The sequence below is a fragment of the Mesorhizobium sp. WSM4846 genome, from assembly GCF_055811415.1.
This window is the reverse complement of record NZ_JBVVPZ010000001.1, coordinates 425,140-444,200: the sequence shown is the minus strand read 5'-3', so window position 1 is coordinate 444,200 and position 19,061 is coordinate 425,140. Positions and strand designations below refer to the sequence as shown.

The following is a 19,061-nucleotide window of genomic DNA, read 5'->3' as shown; positions in this document are numbered from 1 at the left end:
TATCCGAAAACGTTGCGCATTTTGGCGACATGCATTGGCATCGCTTATGCATATCGCAGCGCAGCAGAGCAAGATTTTGTTCGGCCGAGCGACGCGGATGTGCGCAAATGCCATCGCTGGGCCATAAAGACTTGAAATGCGTCAGCCGTGGGTTACACCCGTCGGGCGATTTTTTGTCGGAACGGAAGCATACGGGGCGACATGCCATCACCTTTGATCCGGCGCGGAATATGGGCGATCGGCGTTGCCGTGCTCGTCATCGCGCTGGCCGTTGCCGCCCTGCCGCTCGTCGCCTCGACCCGTATCGTGCGCGACCGCATCGCCTGGGAAATGAGTGCGTGGAGCGGTTTCAGGGTCACCATCGACGGCGCGCCACGGATCGAGGTCTGGCCGAATTTCCGTGCCATCCTGGCCGACGTGACGCTTTCGCAATGGACAGAGACCGACGCGCCGCCGGTGATCGAGGCTGAACGGGTCGAGGTCAATCTCTCCGCCATGGCGGCGTTGCGTGGCAATGTGGTGTTCTCGACGGCGCGGCTGATCCGGCCGACGATCAGGGTTCAACGCGCAGCACATGGATTTTTCCTGCCCGCCCTGCCTTCGGGCGGGCGCATCACCCGGTCCATCGACATCGCTCGCGCCGTTGTCAGCGCCAATCCAGCCAAGCCGGACCTGGGCAAGCTGCCGACTGATCCGTTCGGCACCGTGGAGTTCAGGAACGGCCGCGTGGTGACCTCCGTCGATGGCAAGGACGCTGAGATACTGAGCAGCCTGAGCGGCCAGGCGAACTGGGCCGCAATGAACAGCAATGCGACGCTGTCGGCGACCGGGATCTGGCGCGGCGAAAGCGTCGCCGTGGATGCCGCGTCGTCAAACCCGCTGGTGCTGTTTGGCGGAGGTGCGGCGCCGATGACGCTTTCCTTCAAGGCGGCCCCTGCCAGTTTTTCGTTCGACGGCGTGGCCAGCATGTCCGCGAATGCCTATTTCGACGGCCAGGCAAAATTTGCCGCACCCTCGCTCAGGCGAGCGCTCGAATGGTCGCGGGCCGGCATCGCGCCGGGCGCAGTAATTGGCTCGGTTTCCGTTTCCAGCAAGCTCACGACGACCTCCGGCCGCATTAAATTCGAAAACACCGAGATCGCTCTGGACGACAATCAGGGAATGGGCGCGCTGGACTTCTCCTTTGGCGAGGCGCGGCCGGTGATCGCCGGTACGCTCGCCTTCGAGACGCTCGACCTGCGGTCGTTTCTCTCCGCCTTCGCACCCCTGGCGCCTACGAGCGGCGCTGGCCCCGGCGAAATCGACATAAGCGTCGCCGACCGGATCGATCTCGATCTCAGACTGTCGGCAGCGCAGGCCACCGCAGGCGCCATCCAACTTGCCGAAGTCGCCGCCACCGCCCAGGTCAAGAACGGTCTTGCCGTCTTCGATATTTCCGATGCATCGGCCTTTGGCGGCAACATCCAGAGCAGTCTTCGTTTCGACCGCAAGCCGGAAGGCACGCAGGTCGAGATCAGGCTGCTCGCCTCCGACATCGACGGCGGCGCTTTTGGCACCGCAGCCGGAATGACGCGGCTGGTGCCGATCGGCACGGGAACCGTTTCGGTCATCCTCAAGGGGCCGGGCAGAACCTGGGATTCCATTTTCGAAAACGCCGACGGCTCGGTTTCGGCGAAATTCGGCCAGGGCGCGTTGAGCCGGTTCAACCTGCCGGCGTTTCTCAAACACAACGAACAGGGCGGGTTCTTCGCGCTCGACGATGTCTCCGACGGAACGCTGCCGATCGACGGGGCCGAACTCAAGGCGAGCATTTCGAACGGTGTGGCGAAGATTGACAAGGCCGAAGCGAATTCGGCGAAGTACAAGATCTGGCTTTCCGGTATCGCCTCCTATGCCGGGCGCGGGCTGGCGCTGTCCGGCGGCATCATTCAGGCGGACCAGCCAGCCACGCAGACAAATAGCCAAGGTCCCAACCAGTCTTCGTTCTTCATAGGCGGAACGTGGAGCACGCCGTTCATTTCGCCGATAAGCCGCGGGGTATCCGGCGAGTAGGCAACGAAGCTGCTGCGGTCGTCGTCAGAAGTGCTTCCTGCCGGCTCTGCTGGCGCCGCCCCTTTCGTCACCCACGCTGAGCGGCCTGCTCGTCGCGCTGGCGCTGGACCTCGCGACGCTTGTTGGCGAGCGACGCGATGATGACGCCGACCGCCACAACCGCGATCAGGATGGTGCAGGCGGCGTTGATCTCCGGCGTCACACCGAGACGAACCTGGCTGTAGATCTTCATCGGCAGCGTGGTGGCACCGGGCCCTGAGGTGAAGCTGGCGATGACCAGATCGTCGAGCGACAATGTGAACGCCAGCATCCAGCCGGATACGATCGCCGGCATGATGACCGGCAGCGTGATTTGGAAGAAGGTCTTCACCGGGGGCGCGCCAAGATCCATCGCGGCTTCTTCGAGCGAGCGGTCGAACGTGATCAGGCGCGACTGCACGACGACGGCGACGAAGCACATGGTCAGGGTGATGTGGGCAAGCGTGACGGTGACAAAGCCGCGGTCGAGACCGACGGCGACAAAGAGCAGCAGCAGCGACAGGCTGGTAATGACTTCCGGCATGACCAGCGGCGCAAAGACCATGCCGGAAAACAGCGTCCGGCCCTTGAAGCGTGTGTAGCGCGTCAAGGTGAGAGCCGCCAGCGTGCCGAGCACGGTCGCCACGGTGGCCGAGATGACGGCGACGCGGGCCGTTACCCAGGTGGCGTCCATGAGGCCCTGGTTGTGGAACAGCGAGACGTACCATTTGGTCGAGAAGCCGCCCCAGACGGTGACCAGCTTCGATTCGTTGAAAGAGAAGACGACGAGCAGGACGATCGGCAGGTAAAGAAAGGCAAAGCCGAGCACGATCGAAGTGATGTTGAAACGGCTCCAGGTCGGGTTCATGGGTCTACCGATCCTGTTCCTGGGCGCGGGCCTGGGCCCGCTGGAACAGCATGATCGGCACGATCAGCAGCAACAGCAGGATGACGGCGACGGCCGAAGACACCGGCCAGTCGCGATTGGCGAAGAACTCGTTCCACAGCGTCTTGCCGATCATCAGCGTCTGTGAGCCGCCGAGCAGGTCGGGAATGACGAACTCGCCGACGGCGGGGATGAACACCAGCAGGCAGCCGGCGATGACCCCGGGCAGCGAAAGCGGAAAGGTGATCTTCCAGAAGGCGCTGGTCGGTGGGCAGCCGAGATCCTTGGCTGCCTCGATCAGCGAATAATCCATCTTTTCCAGCGACGAATAGAGCGGCAGCACCATGAACGGCAGGTAGGAATAGACGATGCCGATGAAGATCGCCGTATAGGTGTTGAGGATGATCAGCGGCTGGCTGATGACGCCGGTGGCGAGCAGCAGCTGGTTGAGCAGCCCCTCAGGCTTGAGGATGCCGATCCAGGCGTAGACCCGGATCAGGAACGAGGTCCAGAACGGCAGGATCACCAGCATCAGCAAAGTCGGGCGCAGCATCGCCGGGGCGCGCGCCATGCCGTAGGCGATCGGGTAGCCGACAAGCAATGTCAGCACCGTCGAGATGGCGGCGACGATGACGCTGGTCACATAGGCGTTGACGTAGAGCGCGTCCTGCGTCAGCCACGTGTAGTTGTCGATGCTGAGCTCGTTCAACTGGGCGAAGAAACCGGCAAGGCCGTCGCCGAAGCCGAGCACCGGCGTGTAGGGTGGTATGGCGATCGCCGTCTGCGACAGCGATATCTTGAAGACGATGACGAACGGAATGAGGAAGAAGAAGACGAGCCAGAGATACGGAATGAGGATGACAAGACGGCTAGCCAAGGCCTCTCCCAGTCTGGCCAGGGCGGATTTGCCGGCAGCGGTGGCTCGAGAGCTTGTTGCAGCAGTGACAGCGGCATTCGACATGGCCGCCCCTATCGCGTCAGCACGACGCCGGCGTCCGGCCGGAACGACACCCAGGCACGGTCGTTCCAGCTCAGCGGATCCTCGGTGATGCGGGCCGCGTTCATCGTGCTCGCCCGCACCACCTGGCCGTCGTCCAGCCTGACGTGATAGACGGTCATGTCGCCGAGATAGGCGATCTCATAGACTTCACCCTCGATGGCGTTGACAGCGCCGGCCGGTCTCGTAGACGATATCCTGATCTTCTCCGGCCTGATGGCGAAGGCGACGGCCGCGCCAGTTGCGGCATCGCCGGCATTCTCGGTCCGGATGGTGATGCCGTTGCCGGCATCGATGCTGGCCGCACCCGCCTCGCCGTTCGCAATCTTGCCTTCGAACATGTTGACGTTGCCGACAAAGCCGGCGACGAAACGGGAACCTGGCGCCTCGTAGACTTCCGCCGGCGTCGCGACCTGCATCACCTCGCCCTTGTCGATGATGGCGATGCGGTCGGCCATGGTCATCGCCTCTTCCTGGTCGTGAGTGACGACGACGAAGGTGAGGCCGAGTGACTGCTGCAGATCCATCAGCTCGAACTGCGTTTCCTCGCGCAACTTCTTGTCCAGCGCGCCCAACGGCTCGTCGAGCAGCAGCACCTTCGGCCGCTTGGCGACCGAGCGGGCAAGCGCGACGCGCTGGCGCTGGCCGCCGGACAATTGGTGCGGCTTGCGCTTGGCGAACTGCTCGAGCTTGACCAGCTTCAGCATCTCTCCAACGCGCGCCGCGATCTCGGGCTTCGGCATGCCGTCCTGCTTGAGGCCGAAGGCAATGTTGTTCTCGACCGTCATATGCGGGAACAGCGCATAGGACTGGAACATCATGTTGACCGGCCGCCGGTATGGCGGGATGCCGCGCAGATCCTGGCCGTCGAGCAGGATGCGGCCGGCGGTCGGCTCCTCGAAACCGGCGAGCATCCGCAGAAGCGTCGACTTTCCGCAGCCGGATGCGCCGAGCAGGGCAAAGAACTCGCGCTCGAATATCGTCAGCGACAAATTGTTGACGGCGGTGAAGTCACCGAACTTCTTGGTGACCTTGTCGAACTGGATGTACGGCTTGGCGTTCGGATCGTTCCATGGCGCGAAATCCCTGCGGATGCTGCCAAGCGATTTCATGTCCCACTCCGTGCTCGCGTTCTATCCCCAGAAGACTTGACCCCGGCAGCACCTGCCGGGGTCGTTGATGTCGCTTACTGCCCGGTGACGATCCTGGTCCAGGTGCGGGTGACGACGCGCTGGGTCTTGGAATCGTAGGGGGTGATGGTGAACAGTTTCGCCAGCGTCGCCTCGTCCGGGTAGATCGCCGGATCCTCGAGTATCTCCTTGTCGATGAACTGCTGCGACGCCTTGTTGCCATTGGCGTAGAAGACGAAATTGCTCGCCTTGGCGATGACTTCCGGCTTCATTATGTAGTTCAGGAATTCATGCGCCTCGGCGACATGCGGCGCGTCGGCCGGGATCGCCATCTGGTCGAACCACATTTCGGCGCCTTCCTTCGGCACGGAATAGGCGATCTCAACGCCCTGGTTTGCTTCCGTCGCACGGTCGCGGGCCTGGAACACGTCGCCCGACCAGCCAACGGCCAGGCAGATGTCGCCATTGGCCAGCGCGTTGATATATTCCGACGAGTGGAACTTGCGGATGTAAGGCCTGATCTTCAGCATCACTTCTTCGGCCTTGGCGAAATCGTCCGGCGACGTGGTCTCAGGATCGATGCCTAGATATTTGAAGGCGTTCGGCAGGATGTCGCTCGGAGAATCGAGGACATAGACGCCGCAATCCTTCAGCTTGGCCAGCTTTTCCGGGTTGAAGAACACGTCCCAGCTGTCGATCTTGTCGGTGCCGAGCGCTTCCTGCACTTTCTTGACGTTATAGCCGAGGCCGACCGTGCCCCACATGTAGTTGATCGAATATTCGTTGCCGGGATCGTACTTGGTCGTGCGCTCCGAGACGACGTCCCACATGTTGGAAATGTTGGGCAGCTTCGACTTGTCGAGCTTCTGGAACACCCCTGCCTGGATCTGGCGTGCGAGGAAATTGGCGGTCGGCACGACAACGTCGTAGCCGCTGCCGCCGGCAAGCAGTTTCGTCTCAAGCAGCTCGTTGGAATCGAAGGTATCGTAGGTGACCTTGATGCCCGTTTCCTTGGTGAAGTCGTCGATGATCGAACTGTCGATGTAATCCGACCAGTTATAGACGTTGACGACGCGGTCCTGGGCATGAGCGCCGAGGGTGAAAAGCGCCAGAAATGCCGAGGTCGCCGAAAGCCAGAATGCTTTGCGGATCATGCGTCTCTCCTTTGATGAGTGTTCCATCGCCAGCACGTCGCGGGGCTGCGCGGCTGGGCGTTTGCTTCAGATTATTGAGCTTTCCGACAAGCGACAAGCGCGAACCGTCAACACGACAGCGGTTCGATGCGCAACGGCCGAGCCCCCGGTTCCTTTGTCGTGATCCAGGTGGCATTCCGGCGCCGTCAAAGGCTCTCGCCACGGCGCGGGCAGGGATACGACGATGTTGTCCGGTCTCGGTCGGGCCGGAGGGGAGACTTGGCAAGATGAGCCTGTCTTGTTGTTGCCGTATTTGCAGCCTGCCCGCGCGGCTGCGCCATTGTCAATGGCTCATCTCGCTTTGGCGCGTGCGCTGCATCAGTTAGGCGACGGCATGCCGGTGACACCCGGCCGCACCGGCCGCGCCTGACGCTTGAATTCGAGCCCGATATGGACGAGCAGCGCCGTGACCACGACCGTGCCGCCAAGGATGGTGCGTCCCGACGGCACCTCGGAATGGATGAGCCAGACCCAGATCGGGCCGAGGATCGGCTCGAAAGTGCCGAGCAGTGCTGCGACAGCAGCCGGAACGAGCCGGGCGCCGGTGGCGAAAAAGGCAAGGCCGAGACCGAGATTGACCACGCCGAATGCAAACAGGAAGCCCATGTCACTGCTGGACACGCTGAATTGCGATGCCTGCGACGCCGCGAATGCGGCGGCAATCATCGTGCCGAGGCAGGTCGCCGGCGTCATGCGCACATGGGCAAAGCGTCGCGTGATGACGGTGGCGATCGAAAACATCACGGCGATGAGCAGCGCCAGGCCGTCGCCGATGGGCGACACCGCGCCATCGAGCGATTCCGATACCATGATGGCAACGCCGGCAATGACGGCGGCAATCGCCACCCAGGTCGCCAACGCCACCCGTTCGCGAAACAGCACCCAGGCAAACAGCGCCGCCAGGAGCGGCACGCCGGCCTGCATCAAAAGGATGTTGGCGACGGTGGTGTGGGCAAGCGCCACGACGAATGAGGTCGATGCGGTGGCGAAGCAGAACGCCACGGCAAGGCCGGACAGGCCCATGCCGCGGAACAACCTCACCGTGCCGTGCCAGCCGTCGCGCCAGACCATGAAGCAGATGAGGAAGGCGGCGGCCCAGACCGAGCGCCAGAACACCACCGTCCAGCTGTCTCCGGCGTCGATGAAACGGGCGATGGCGCCACCGAAACTCCACATCAGCGCCGACAGGAATATCAACAGGAAGCCGACACGCTCGTCACGCGGCGAGACGACAGGCGAAACGGCTAACGGTGATGATGTATCGGTCATGATGGCGACTGTCGGCGGTTTCGAGGCAACACGATGCATAGCGGACGACAGAAACGTGCCACATTCGCGTAGCGCAAAGGCAGCGGCGGAGCGTGGTCCACCGGGCAGCGACGGTTGTGGCAAAGACGGCAGCTCGCCGGAACCTCACTGGAAATCGAACGCGCTTAGTCCGGTCACCATCTCGTCGAGGCCGAGCGGACGCGTCACCGGCGGCTCGGCGCGGGCGAGGCAGCCGATGCGTTCGCACAGCCGGCAGGCCGGGCCAACCGGCGTGGCCGGATTTGTGCCCTGTCCGGCTTTTCCGGCCGCAGCGGCAGCCGGCCCCGGCAGTGCTGCGCCATAGACGATCTCATCACGAAAGCCGATGTCGCAGCCGAGCAGAAGCGCGGTACGGCGCGGGCGCTCCGCAAACGAGCCTTGTGGCCCCTCAAGCGTGCGGGCGACGCAGAGGAATTCGGCGCCGTCGGGCATTTCCACCGCCTCGACGAAGATCTGGCCGGGCTGGGTAAAGGCGGCATGCACGGGAAGTTTCGGACAGCCGCCGCCGAAGCGGCTCTGCGGAAAACCCTGGCTGCCAGCCTTGCGGAAGCGGTTGCCGGCATTGTCGACCTCGAGCATGAAGAACGGCACGCCCGGCGTGCCCGGCCGCTGCAGCGTGGTCAACCGGTTCGCCGCCTGCTCGAAGGAGACGCCGAAGCGCGAGCGCAGCACGTCGATGTCGTAGCGCGCGCGTGTGGCGGCCGCGTGAAAGGATTGATAGGGCATCATCAGCGCGTGGGCAGCGTAGCGGCCAAGCTCGAAGCGGGCGAGCCGGCGGGCCTCATCCGTGGTCAGCTTCAGCGCCTGGATCTCACTTGCCACGGCGACCGTCATGCGGATCAGGCAGGCCTCCATCGCCACCTCGCGCAACTGGTCGAACGGCGACAGGCGCTCGGACAGGAACAGACGCTGCGAATGGCGGTCGTAGCGGCGGCGCCAGTTCGGCATGGTGGCGACCGGCAGCACCTTGACGACGATGCCGTATTCGCGCTTCAGCCAGGCCTTCAGCGCACCGAGCAGATCGTCGCTGGGATCGAGCACCGAAATGAATGCCTCGGCCTCCTCTTCCAGCGCGGCAAAATGGTTCGGACGGCGCTCGAAAATCTCGTGCACCTCGTCGATCGGCAAGCGGGCGCCGGACAGCGCCGTCGCTTTGCCCTCACGCGCCAGCAGCTCGTTGAGGTCGGAAAGGCGCTCGGCCTGCTCGCGATAAGCGCGAAACAGTTTTATCACCGCGGCGGAAGCGTTGGGCGCCGCCTCGGCAAGCTCGATCAGCTCCTGGTCGCCAGGCAATTCGCCGACCAGCAGCGGATCTGAAAACACTTCCTTCAAGGCGGTGACCGACCCCCTCGCCTCGCCCTGCAATTCATGCGGGTCGACCTTGTAGACAGATGCCAGCTTGAGGATCAGCTGAACCGTCAGCGGCCGCTGGTTGCGCTCGATGAGATTGAGGTAGGACGGCGAGATGCCGAGCCCTTCGGCCATCGCCGTCTGGGTCAGGCCCTTGGCGCTGCGAATGCGGCGGATGCGCGGCCCGGCGAAGATCTTTTGATCGGCCACTCGGCTGTCCTTGACAGAATTTACATTGACTCCCGCGCGGCGCTGCCATGCCGGCCTTTCACAATCATGACAGATTTACAGCGCCTGACTGTCAAACGCAACACAGGTTTTCCCTTATTTTCCAGCCAATCCTCTGGTTTTCCTCGCCTGTCTCCCGCCAAAATGTAAATGCTGTCATACCAAAACGGCGCAGAAATCTTCATGAGGCGGCGTTTCTATCCCAGCCACGATCTGTCGGAGCGACCAATGACTGATTTTTACAACCTCGTCCCCTCGGCGCCGGAAGGCCGCTTCGACGGCATCGAGCGGCCCTACTCGCCGGACGATGTGAAGCGGCTGCGCGGTTCGGTCCAGATCCGGCAGAGCCTCGCCGAAATGGGCGCCAACCGGCTCTGGAAGCTCATCCACGAAGAGGACTTCGTCAACGCGCTCGGCGCCATGTCGGGCAACCAGGCGATGCAGCAGGTCCGGGCCGGACTGAAGGCGATCTACCTGTCTGGATGGCAGGTCGCGGCCGATGCCAACACCGCATCCGCCATGTATCCGGACCAGTCGCTTTATCCCGCCAATGCAGCGCCCGAACTGGTCAAGCGCATCAACCGCACCCTGCAGCGCGCCGACCAGATCGAGACCTCCGAAGGCAAGGGGCTTTCGGTCGACACCTGGTTCGCGCCTATTGTCGCCGATGCGGAAGCCGGCTTCGGCGGACCGCTCAACGCCTTCGAGATCATGAAGGCCTTCATCGAGGCGGGTGCCGCCGGCGTCCACTACGAGGACCAGCTGGCGTCGGAGAAGAAGTGCGGCCATCTCGGCGGCAAGGTGCTGATCCCGACCGCCGCACACATCCGCAACCTCAACGCCGCGCGGCTTGCCGCCGACGTCATGGGCACGCCGACGCTGGTCATCGCGCGCACCGACGCGGAAGCGGCAAAGCTGCTCACCTCCGACATCGACGAGCGCGACCAGCCCTTCGTCGACTATGGCGCCGGCCGTACGGTGGAGGGCTTCTATCAAGTCAGGAACGGCATCGAGCCCTGCATCGCACGGGCCGTCGCCTACGCGCCCCACGCCGACCTGATCTGGTGCGAAACCTCCAAGCCCGATCTGGCGCAGGCCAAGAAGTTCGCCGAGGGCGTGCAAAGGCAGCATCCAGGCAAGCTTCTCGCCTATAATTGCTCGCCGTCGTTCAACTGGAAGAAGAACCTCGACGATGCCACCATCGCCAGGTTCCAGAAGGAACTCGGCGCCATGGGCTACAAGTTCCAGTTCATCACGCTGGCCGGTTTTCACCAGCTCAATTTCGGCATGTTCGAACTCGCCCGCGGCTACAAGGCGCGTCAGATGGCGGCTTATTCCGAACTGCAGGAGGCTGAATTCGCGGCGGAAGCCCACGGCTACACCGCGACCAAGCACCAGCGCGAAGTCGGCACCGGCTATTTCGACGCCGTGTCGATGGCGATCACCGGTGGCCGGTCTTCGACCACGGCGATGCATGAATCGACCGAGCACGCCCAGTTCAAACCGGCGGCGGAATAGCACGAACGCAACAAAATAGAGGCAACGCCCCAAAAGGGGTAAAAAATACGCAAGGAGAATACCAATGGCATCGATAAGCCGCGTCAAGGAACGAGCCGAAGAACAGGCCACCACCATGACCGTCGACCAGCAGGCGACCATCCGCATGCTGGCCAACGACCTGCACAGGCTCAACCAGTCGGTGATGAAGGCGGTCGAGGCCGGTGTGTCGGTAGAACTCGTGCGCTCGGCACGGCACCATGGCGGCGACGGCAACTGGGGCGACCTGCTGATCCCGGTCATCGTCACGCAGCGGAGCGTCGGCTGACCGAAATCCGACCAAACCCTGCTGGCGGGTCCGGCATCACCTGCGCAGTTCTCTGCGCAGGTGATTTGCGTTTGCGCAACCAGTTTGCATGCTGGGCCAGAAAAGAACTTTTGCTTTGAATTTTAACCTTTCTTGCGATGTTCTCGATGCCAGCCATTTCAGCTTGACATAGGCAGCGATCTCACGGCAATTGTTTGCAAGATACAACCCTGCATTGAAGTACCCGCCCTGCTCATGCGCCCCTTGAATCGCATTGTGAACCAGTTGAGTTTGATGAGCCGGAATGTGGACCTCGAAATGCTCACCGACTTCACCCGCGTGCTCGTCGTCGGAAATTCGCCGGTCAACCGGGTGGTGGTGTCGAAAATCGTCGAACGGTCCGGGCTCAAACCAATCTCGGAATCGCCCGAAATGGCAGCTACGACGCTGCGCTCGTTGATTCCCGGAGCGATCGTCCTCGATGGCGGAGCCGACAACAAGGACTGCGACGCACTGATGTCGCGTATCGACGCGCTTCGACGCATCTCGGGCAGATCGCGTCCCTCGGTGATCCTGCTCTCGACCAAGAGCGGCACACCGGAGAGCCTCGGCCTGTCGAGCGTCGTCGATGCGGTGGTCGTCAAACCGATCACGACCGAACGGCTGCAGCCGGTAATCGACCATTTGATCGGGCTCGGACGCAGCTAGCCGGCGTCCTATCCGGCTCCTTCCTCGCTTCTTGCGATCGGATCTGAATCTCTTATGTCAGTGTGTGACCGCCTGACAGCGAACCCAGTCCGATGTCCTTTTGCAATTGCGACGCATCTGGGATAGCACCTTCGAACAAATCCGCAGGCATGTTCCGACTTCGCGACATGGCTGTCGATATTGGCGGATCATGACATGTCCTCAGAACAAACCATCGCCGCGCTTTGCAGGGAACTCGGACTGCGCATCACCGGTCCGCGCCGCGTCATCATGCGCGTTCTATCCGAATCCAGCGACCATCCGGATGTGGTGGAACTCCATCGCCGTGTTGTCGCAATCGAGCCGACGATCGCGCTCGCCACTGTCTATCGCACCGTCAGCCTTCTGCGCGAAAAGGGCATTCTGGAGCGGCACACCTTTGGCGATCGGCGCGCCAGATACGAAACCGTCCCCCGCGAGCATCACGATCATCTCATCAACATCGAGACGGGAGATGTCATCGAGTTCCAGTCGGCGGAGATCGAGCGGCTCCAGGAGGAAATCGCTCGACAGCACGGATTCACGATCATCAGCCACAGGCTGGAGATCTACGTGAAGCCGATCCAGAAACCGCGACGCTCTCGCCAAACCAGGGAATGACCGCCGGTCTCCAAAGCGCGTCGCGTCTGAAGGGATTCATGCGACGCGCTTAAGTTCTTGTTTTATGCATGTCGTTATCCCAAAACCGCTGCGCACCCGCGGGTCAGGCCCGAGGGCATGCTTTTGGGCGACATGCATTAGCCCTCCTCGCCAAGCTCCATTCGGCCCGCCTTGAGCGTGGTGACGACGAAGGCAGCGATGAAGGCGGCAGACAGCATGAGAATGATTGTCGGCGCCGGTGCGCTGTCGATGAAGAAGGACAGATAGACGCCTAGAAACGATGCGGCGACCGCGATCGCCACCGACAGGATCAGCATGGCGCTGAACTTCCTTGTCAGCAGGAAGGCGATGGCGCCGGGCGCGATCAGCATGGCGATGGCCATGATGATGCCGACCGCCTTCAGCGCGCCGACGACGGTGAGCGAGATCAGGCAAAGCAGGCCGTAATGGAGCAGGTTGACCCGAAGTCCGACCGCGCGCGCCTGAGCCGGGTCGAAGGCGTGCAGCAGGAAGTCGCGCCATTTGATGCCGATGATGCCGGCCGTGATCGCAGCAATGAGCCCCGTTTCGACGATGTCGCGCAGGCCGATGCCCAGAACGTCGCCGAACAATATGTGGTCGAGATGCACGTCGGACTGAATTTTTACATAGAGCACCAGGCCGAAGCCGAACATGCCGGAGAAGACGATGCCCATGACCGTGTCCTGCTTGATGCGGCTATTGTCCTTGAGGAAGCCGGTGGCGAGAGCGCAGACCATCCCGGCGGCGAAGGCGCCGATCGAATAGGGGAATCCGAGGATGTAAGCGATGACCACGCCGGGAAAGACGGCGTGGCTGATGGCGTCGCCCATCAGCGACCAGCCCTTGAGAACGAGAAAGCAGGAGAGCAGCGCCGTCGGCACGGCGACCAGCACCGAAGCAATCAGCGCATTGACCATGAAGCCGAACTGGAAGGGGGTAAGCAGTGTATCGAGGATGCTCATACGCTGGCCTCCAAGGCCCTCGCCGAGCGACGGCGGGCTGCCAGCATTCCATGCTTGGGAGCGAAGAAGAAGGCGGCGAGAAAGATCAGCGTCTGCAGCACGACGATGATGCCGCCGGTGGCGCCGTCGAGGAAATAGCTGGCATAGGCGCCGGTGAAACTCGTCGCCGCGCCGATGACGACCGCGATGACCAGCAGGCGCGGAAAGCGGTCCGTCAGAAGATAGGCGGTCGCGCCGGGGGTCACCACCATGCAGATGACCAGGAAGGCGCCGACGGTCTGAAGCGCGGCGACCGTGGAGGCCGATAGCAGCATGAAGAACATGATCTTGAGCGCGCTCGGGTTGAGGCCGATCGAGCGGGCATGGCTCTCGTCGAAGAAGACCACCATCAGATCCTTCCATTTCACCAGCAGGACGGCGAGCGAGACGAAGCCTATGATGGCGAGCTGAAGCGTGTCTTCCGGAGTGATGGCCAGGATGTTGCCGAGCACGATCGTCTGGATATTCACCGAGGTCGGCGACAGCGACACCATGAACAAGCCGAGGCCGAAGAAGGAGGAGAAGATCAGGCCGATGATGGCGTCTTCCTTCAGCTTGGTGCGCTGGTTGAGGAAGAGCATCGCCGCAGCGGCGAGCCCGCCGGAGAAGAAGGCGCCGATCGAGAAGGGAAGGCCCAGCATATAGGCGCCGGCGACGCCCGGCACGATCGAATGCGAGAGCGCGTCACCGATCAGCGACCAGCCTTTCAGCATCAGATAGCAGGACAGGAAGGCGCAGACACCACCGACCAGGGCCGACACCCACATCGCGTTGAGCATGTATTCGTAGCCGAACGGCTCGAGCAGGACACTCATTCGTCCGGTTCCCGCATCTTGTGCTGCATGGCTCCGTTCTCTCCGTAGAAGACCAGTGGCCGCTCGTCGTCGGTGATGACGGCAAGGCGGCGCCTGTCGTCGTCCTCATGCAGCCCGGCTCCGCCCAGCACGAAATGACGCAAGGCGCCGCCGAAAGCCTTTTCCAGGTTCGCCTGCGTGAAGGTCTGGCCTGTCGGCCCGTAGGCAAGGACCGTGTTCCGGAGCAGCACGGCACGGTCGCAGAACTCCGGCACGCTACCCAGATTATGCGTCGAGACCAGCATCACCCGGCCTTCGTCCCGGAGCGCGCGCAGCAGTTCGATGATAGCGTCCTCGGTCCTGACGTCGACGCCAGTGAAGGGCTCGTCGAGCAGGATGACGCGCCCGTCCTGCGCCAGCGCCCGAGCGAGAAAGACGCGCTTCTTCTGCCCGCCCGAAAGCTCGCCGATCTGGCGCTTGCGGAAATCGCTCATGCCGACACGCGCAAGCGCCGATGTAACCGCCTCGCGATCAGCAGCCTTCGGAATGCGCATCATGCCCATATGGCCGTAACGCCCCATCATGACGACGTCCTCGACCAGTACTGGAAAGTCCCAGTCGACCTCCTCGGCCTGCGGCACATAGGCGACGACGTTCTTCCTCAGCGCGGCCGCGGCCGGCCGTCCGAGAACAAGAATCTCTCCCTTTGCCAGCCGCACGAAGCCCATGATGGCTTTGAACAGCGTCGACTTGCCCGAGCCGTTGACACCGACAAGTGCCGTGATCGTGCCTGTCGGAATTTCAAAGCTCGCATCGCGCAGCGCCGTGAGGCCGTTGCGGTAGGTGACGGTCGCGCCGCGCACGGCGAGACCGCCTCCCGCATCCTCGGACGCGGCGGCAAGAGGCGGAACGGCTTCGTTCATTGCGACAGCCCTGCGGCGAGGCCTTTCTGAATTGTATCCGATGTCACACGCAGCAGGTCGATATAGGTCGGCACCGGGCCGTCCGCCTCGCTGAGGGAATCGACGTAGAGCACGCCACCGTAATGGACCCCCGTCTCGCGCGCGACCTGCCGGGCCGGCTTGTCCGACACGGTGCTTTCACTGAAGACGGCGACGATCTTGTTGTCCCTGACGGCGTCGATCACCTTGCGAACCTGCTGTGGGGTGCCTTGCTGGTCAGCGTTGATCGGCCACAAATAAAGCTCCTTCAGCGCGAAATCGCGTGCGAGGTAGGAGAAAGCGCCTTCGCTCGACACCAGCCAGCGCCTGTCCTGCGGGATCGAGGCAAGCTTATCGCGGATCGGCGCGACGGCCGCCTCTATCTTTGCCTTGTAGGCTTCCGCATTGGCGTTGTAGGTCTCGGCATGCGCCGGATCGTGCTCGACGAAGGCGTCGCGGATGTTGTCGACGTAGATCAGCGCGTTTGTCGGCGACATCCAGGCATGCGGATTCGGTTTGCCGGTATAGGGTCCCTCGGCGATGCTCATCGGCTGGACGCCCTCGGAGACGATGGCGCCGGGCACGTCGCTGAGGTTCTGGAAGAATTTTTCGAACCAGACTTCGAGGTTGAGCCCGTTCCACAGAATGAGCTTTGCGCCCTGAGCCCGCTGAATGTCGCCCGGCGTCGGCGCGTAATTGTGGATCTCCGCCCCCGGCTTGGTGATCGATTCCACGATCGCTGCGTCGCCCGCCACGTTCTTCGCCATGTCGGCGATGACGGTGAAGGTCGTCACGGCCTTGAATTTTTCCTGCGCTTTCGCTGGGCTTGAAGCCACTGCCGCAGCGAAAACCGCAGCCATCAACCCGACGGCAACCCATCGCCCGTATCTCTCGATCATCAAAATCTCCTGTCGCGATTACTCGCATGCCGCGCGGGCGCTGTGACGCCGCGCTTGTCGCATATTCTGCAATTGCGACTGATTTGCAAGTAGAAAACGATTTTACAGCATCGATTGTTCAAGAGCCGCGCGATGGAGGGGCCGCGCGATGGAGGGCCGCACGATGGAGGGTCAGCCACAGCGCGGCTCTTTGGCGGAGCGAACAACAAGGATTGCGACGCGCTATGTCGGCATCGATACGCCTGCCGCGCACGTCCGGTTCGACGCCGAGACATGCGATCAGCCGGCTTTCCCGATGCTTTCGACCAGCCGGGGCAATTCCGAGAGATCGGCTATCTGGCGGAAGCGAGGCGCGGTGACCGGCGTCTCGACATGTTCCAGCGCCCAGGTCAGCTCATGCGGCACGTGGATGCCCCAACTGCCGGCCTCGATGGCCGGCACCACGTCCGACTTGAGCGAATTGCCGACCATCATGCTTTTTTCGGCGCCATCGCCGTGGCGGCTGAAGATGCTGATATAAGTAGCGGGGCTCTTGTCGCTGACGATCTCGACGGCATCGAACAGGTCACCGAGGCCCGATTGCGCCAGCTTGCGTTCCTGATCGAAAAGGTCGCCCTTGGTGATCAGCACCAGGCGATAGGCACCCGCCAGTTTTTCAACGGTTTCGCGCGCATGAGGCAGCGCCTCGATCGGATGGCCAAGCATCTCGCGGCCCGCGGCGAGAATTTCGGCGATGACCGAGGCCGGCGCGCGGCCCTCGGTAATCTCGATCGCCGTTTCGATCATCGACAGGGTAAACCCCTTAATGCCGAAGCCGTAAACGGCGAGGTTGCGCTTCTCGGCCTCCAGCAATCTTGCCGAGATGTGCTCCTCCTCGGCATGATCGGCGAGCAGCGCGGCAAAGCGCTTTTCGGTGATGCGGAAGAACTGCTCGTTCTGCCAGAGCGTGTCATCGGCATCGAAGCCGATCGTGGTCAATTCATGGTTCCGCATTCGACGTCTTCAAACGAGGTCATTGAACTTGCGTCGAACCTAGCCTGCTTGGGGCGATTTTCAACTGGCGGCGAAGGCAGGGCCGGCTCCCCTTCCCTTCCATCACCGGCCCCGGCTATACTCCCAAATCCGCAACCCAATCTGGTGAATGATGCCGCCTGCAAAAAAGGAAGTCCGTCCGTCGAGCCGCGGAGGACGTATCCGCACGCCTGCCTTCGTGAAAAATCAACGTGGTGTGAAAAACTGGAAGGAAGTCGGCGCTTGGCTGGCGTGGCGCGGCATCGAGGATATCGAATGCATCACGCCCGACCAGGCCGGCGTTGCGCGCGGCAAGATGATGCCGTCGAAGAAATTCACCTCCAACACCTCGCTGGCGCTGCCTTCGGCGGTGTTCATGACGACGATCTCCGGCGGCTACCCCGAGAACGGCAACGGCTTCAACTATCCGGAAGACGACGGCGACCTCAAGCTGATGCCGGACCTTTCGACGCTGACCGTGGTGCCGTGGGAAGAGGACCCGACGGCGGCGGTCATCTGCGACCTCGTCCACCAGGACGGCCGCTCGGTCGAGTTCACGCCGCGCAACGTGCTGAAGCGTGTGCTTGCCGCTTACGACAAGCACGGGCTGAAGCCGGTGGTGGCGCCCGAGATCGAGTTCTACCTGGTGCGCAAGAATCCCGATCCGGACTACCCGCTGACCCCGCCGGTCGGGCGTTCGGGACGGGCGATCGGCGGTGGCGCCGGCTATTCGATCGCCGGCGTCAACGAGTTCGACGAACTGATCGACGACATCTACCATTTCTCCGAAAGCCAGGGCCTGGAGATCGACACGCTGATCCACGAGGAAGGCGCCGGCCAGCTCGAGATCAATCTGCGCCACGGCGACCCGATCGAACTGGCCGACCAGGTGTTCATGTTCAAGCGCACCATCCGCGAGGCGGCGCTGAAGCATGAGATCTATGCCACCTTCATGGCCAAGCCGATCCAGGGGCAGCCCGGGTCGGCCATGCATATCCACCAATCGATCATCGACAAGAAGACCGGCAGGAACGTCTTTTCTGCCGAGGACGGCTCGGAAACCGAAGCCTTCTTCCATTTCCTCGGCGGCATGCAGAAACATGTGCCGAACGCGCTGGTGATGTTTGCGCCCTACGTCAATTCCTATCGCCGCCTGACGCAGTCGGCTTCGGCGCCGGTCAACAACAAATGGGGCTACGACAACCGCACCACCGCCTTCCGCGTCCCGCGCTCCGACCCGGCAGCCAGACGCGTCGAGAACCGCATCCCCTCCTCCGACGCCAATCCCTATCTGGCGATGGCCGCATCGCTCGCCTGCGGGCTAATCGGCATGACCAACAAGATCAAGGCCGAACCGCCGGTCCTCACCACCGCCAACGCGGCCGAGATCGACCTGCCGCGCAGCCTGCTCGAGGCGGTCGACCTGTTCGAAGCCGACGAGGAACTCTGCGCGCTGCTCGGCAAGTCGTTCGCCGCCACCTATGCAGCGATCAAGCGGGCGGAATTCGAGACCTTCATGGAAGTGATCAGCCCGTGGGAGCGGGAGTACCTGTTGTTGAATGTTTAGGAAGGGGAGTAGGGGAGTACGGCAGTAGGGCAGTAGGGGCGGCACGTAATGGCGAAAATCGAATCTTACAGGGATCTGATCGTCTGGCAGCAGGCAATAGACCTGGCAGTATCAATCTATGAAGTGACACGAGCTTGGCCGAAAGACGAGATCTATGGAATGACAGGTCAGGTGCGTCGGGCAGCTACCTCAGTGCCTGCCAACATCGCTGAGGGTTACGGCCGAGAGAGTCGAGCTTCCTATCAGCAATTTCTCAGGATCGCCCAAGGATCACTCAAAGAACTGGAGACGCATCTTATGATTGCGCACCGTGTCGGAATCGCCTCGCACGAGGCGGTCGAACCTTTGATGAACCGCAGCGAGAGCGTAGGGACGCTACTGCGCCTTCTGATCCGCAAATTGTCACCTGAATAGCTCCTACTGCCCTACTGCCCTACTGCCCTACTGCCCTACTGCCCTACTGCCCTACTGCCTTACTGCCCTACTGCCTTACTGCCCTACTGCCCTACTGCCC

18 protein-coding genes are annotated in these 19,061 nt (G+C 62.3%); 7 read left to right on the top strand and 11 right to left on the bottom strand.

Translation table 11 applies throughout. From position 1 onward, the window contains the following. The first annotated feature begins 201 nt into the window (after positions 1-201). On the top strand, positions 202-2,052 hold the full coding sequence (locus AC0L15_RS02175; RefSeq protein ID WP_287246541.1) for an AsmA family protein: 1,851 nt from the start codon (positions 202-204) through the stop codon (positions 2,050-2,052). A 67-nt stretch (positions 2,053-2,119) separates the two neighbouring features. On the opposite strand, the gene AC0L15_RS02170 is transcribed toward AC0L15_RS02175, so the two are convergent. The 6 genes from AC0L15_RS02170 to AC0L15_RS02145 all read right to left on the bottom strand — a co-directional run bounded on the left by AC0L15_RS02170 (position 2,120) and on the right by AC0L15_RS02145 (position 9,144). Next, the gene (locus AC0L15_RS02170; RefSeq protein ID WP_287246540.1) at positions 2,120-2,938 is read right to left on the bottom strand and encodes an ABC transporter permease; all 819 of its coding nucleotides are present in this window, start codon (positions 2,936-2,938) and stop codon (positions 2,120-2,122) included. A 4-nt stretch (positions 2,939-2,942) separates the two neighbouring features. Further along, positions 2,943-3,917 carry an ABC transporter permease subunit gene (locus AC0L15_RS02165; protein WP_287246539.1) on the bottom strand — a complete coding sequence of 325 codons (975 nt, stop codon included), beginning with the start codon at positions 3,915-3,917 and terminating at the stop codon, positions 2,943-2,945. Positions 3,918-3,925: 8 nt separating this feature from the next. After that, complete coding sequence (locus AC0L15_RS02160) at positions 3,926-5,065, bottom strand: ABC transporter ATP-binding protein (RefSeq protein ID WP_473495843.1); 1,140 nt, start codon at positions 5,063-5,065, stop codon at positions 3,926-3,928. Between the two features lie 74 nt (positions 5,066-5,139). Continuing rightward, complete coding sequence (locus tag AC0L15_RS02155) at positions 5,140-6,237, bottom strand: polyamine ABC transporter substrate-binding protein (RefSeq protein ID WP_287238008.1); 1,098 nt, start codon at positions 6,235-6,237, stop codon at positions 5,140-5,142. Positions 6,238-6,594: 357 nt separating this feature from the next. Next, a complete protein-coding gene (locus tag AC0L15_RS02150) occupies positions 6,595-7,545 on the bottom strand; it encodes a DMT family transporter (protein ID WP_287246537.1) in 951 nt (316 codons plus the stop codon). Between the two features lie 144 nt (positions 7,546-7,689). After that, complete coding sequence (locus tag AC0L15_RS02145) at positions 7,690-9,144, bottom strand: helix-turn-helix domain-containing protein (protein ID WP_287246536.1); 1,455 nt, start codon at positions 9,142-9,144, stop codon at positions 7,690-7,692. A 246-nt stretch (positions 9,145-9,390) separates the two neighbouring features. On the opposite strand from AC0L15_RS02145, the gene aceA reads away from it, so the two are divergent. The 4 genes from aceA to AC0L15_RS02125 all read left to right on the top strand — a co-directional run bounded on the left by aceA (position 9,391) and on the right by AC0L15_RS02125 (position 12,313). Next, positions 9,391-10,680, top strand: a complete 1,290-nt coding sequence (gene aceA, locus AC0L15_RS02140) for an isocitrate lyase (protein WP_287246535.1) — start codon at positions 9,391-9,393, stop codon at positions 10,678-10,680. A gap of 64 nt (positions 10,681-10,744) precedes the next feature. Continuing rightward, entirely contained in the window at positions 10,745-10,987 is a 243-nt protein-coding gene (locus AC0L15_RS02135) for an SMc00767 family acetate metabolism repressor (protein WP_027156310.1), read from the top strand. Positions 10,988-11,260: 273 nt separating this feature from the next. Continuing rightward, on the top strand, positions 11,261-11,674 hold the full coding sequence (locus AC0L15_RS02130) for a response regulator (protein ID WP_473495842.1): 414 nt from the start codon (positions 11,261-11,263) through the stop codon (positions 11,672-11,674). Between the two features lie 195 nt (positions 11,675-11,869). Then, positions 11,870-12,313 (top strand): Fur family transcriptional regulator, encoded by a 444-nt coding sequence (locus AC0L15_RS02125; RefSeq protein ID WP_287223349.1) that lies wholly within the window; start codon positions 11,870-11,872, stop codon positions 12,311-12,313. A gap of 137 nt (positions 12,314-12,450) precedes the next feature. Here AC0L15_RS02125 and AC0L15_RS02120 read toward each other — a convergent pair whose 3' ends face one another. The 5 genes from AC0L15_RS02120 to AC0L15_RS02100 all read right to left on the bottom strand — a co-directional run bounded on the left by AC0L15_RS02120 (position 12,451) and on the right by AC0L15_RS02100 (position 16,962). Then, the gene (locus AC0L15_RS02120; RefSeq protein WP_287246534.1) at positions 12,451-13,296 is read right to left on the bottom strand and encodes a metal ABC transporter permease; all 846 of its coding nucleotides are present in this window, start codon (positions 13,294-13,296) and stop codon (positions 12,451-12,453) included. Beyond that, on the bottom strand, positions 13,293-14,150 hold the full coding sequence (sitC, locus tag AC0L15_RS02115; protein WP_287246533.1) for an iron/manganese ABC transporter permease subunit SitC: 858 nt from the start codon (positions 14,148-14,150) through the stop codon (positions 13,293-13,295). Before sitC ends, AC0L15_RS02120 begins: the two co-directional genes overlap by 4 nt. Then, positions 14,147-15,052 carry a manganese/iron ABC transporter ATP-binding protein gene (locus tag AC0L15_RS02110; RefSeq protein WP_287238014.1) on the bottom strand — a complete coding sequence of 302 codons (906 nt, stop codon included), beginning with the start codon at positions 15,050-15,052 and terminating at the stop codon, positions 14,147-14,149. Before AC0L15_RS02110 ends, sitC begins: the two co-directional genes overlap by 4 nt. Beyond that, entirely contained in the window at positions 15,049-15,930 is an 882-nt protein-coding gene (locus AC0L15_RS02105) for a metal ABC transporter substrate-binding protein (RefSeq protein WP_287246620.1), read from the bottom strand. Before AC0L15_RS02105 ends, AC0L15_RS02110 begins: the two co-directional genes overlap by 4 nt. 318 nt (positions 15,931-16,248) lie before the next feature. After that, positions 16,249-16,962, bottom strand: coding sequence for an HAD family hydrolase (locus tag AC0L15_RS02100; protein ID WP_287285166.1), 714 nt, complete (start codon positions 16,960-16,962; stop codon positions 16,249-16,251). Between the two features lie 148 nt (positions 16,963-17,110). Here AC0L15_RS02100 and AC0L15_RS02095 point away from each other — a divergent pair, with 148 nt between their 5' ends. Both AC0L15_RS02095 and AC0L15_RS02090 read left to right on the top strand, forming a co-directional pair. After that, the gene (locus tag AC0L15_RS02095; protein ID WP_287246531.1) at positions 17,111-18,547 is read left to right on the top strand and encodes a glutamine synthetase family protein; all 1,437 of its coding nucleotides are present in this window, start codon (positions 17,111-17,113) and stop codon (positions 18,545-18,547) included. 48 nt (positions 18,548-18,595) lie between these two features. Next, the gene (locus tag AC0L15_RS02090; protein ID WP_287246530.1) at positions 18,596-18,961 is read left to right on the top strand and encodes a four helix bundle protein; all 366 of its coding nucleotides are present in this window, start codon (positions 18,596-18,598) and stop codon (positions 18,959-18,961) included. The last annotated feature ends 100 nt before the right edge of the window (positions 18,962-19,061 follow it).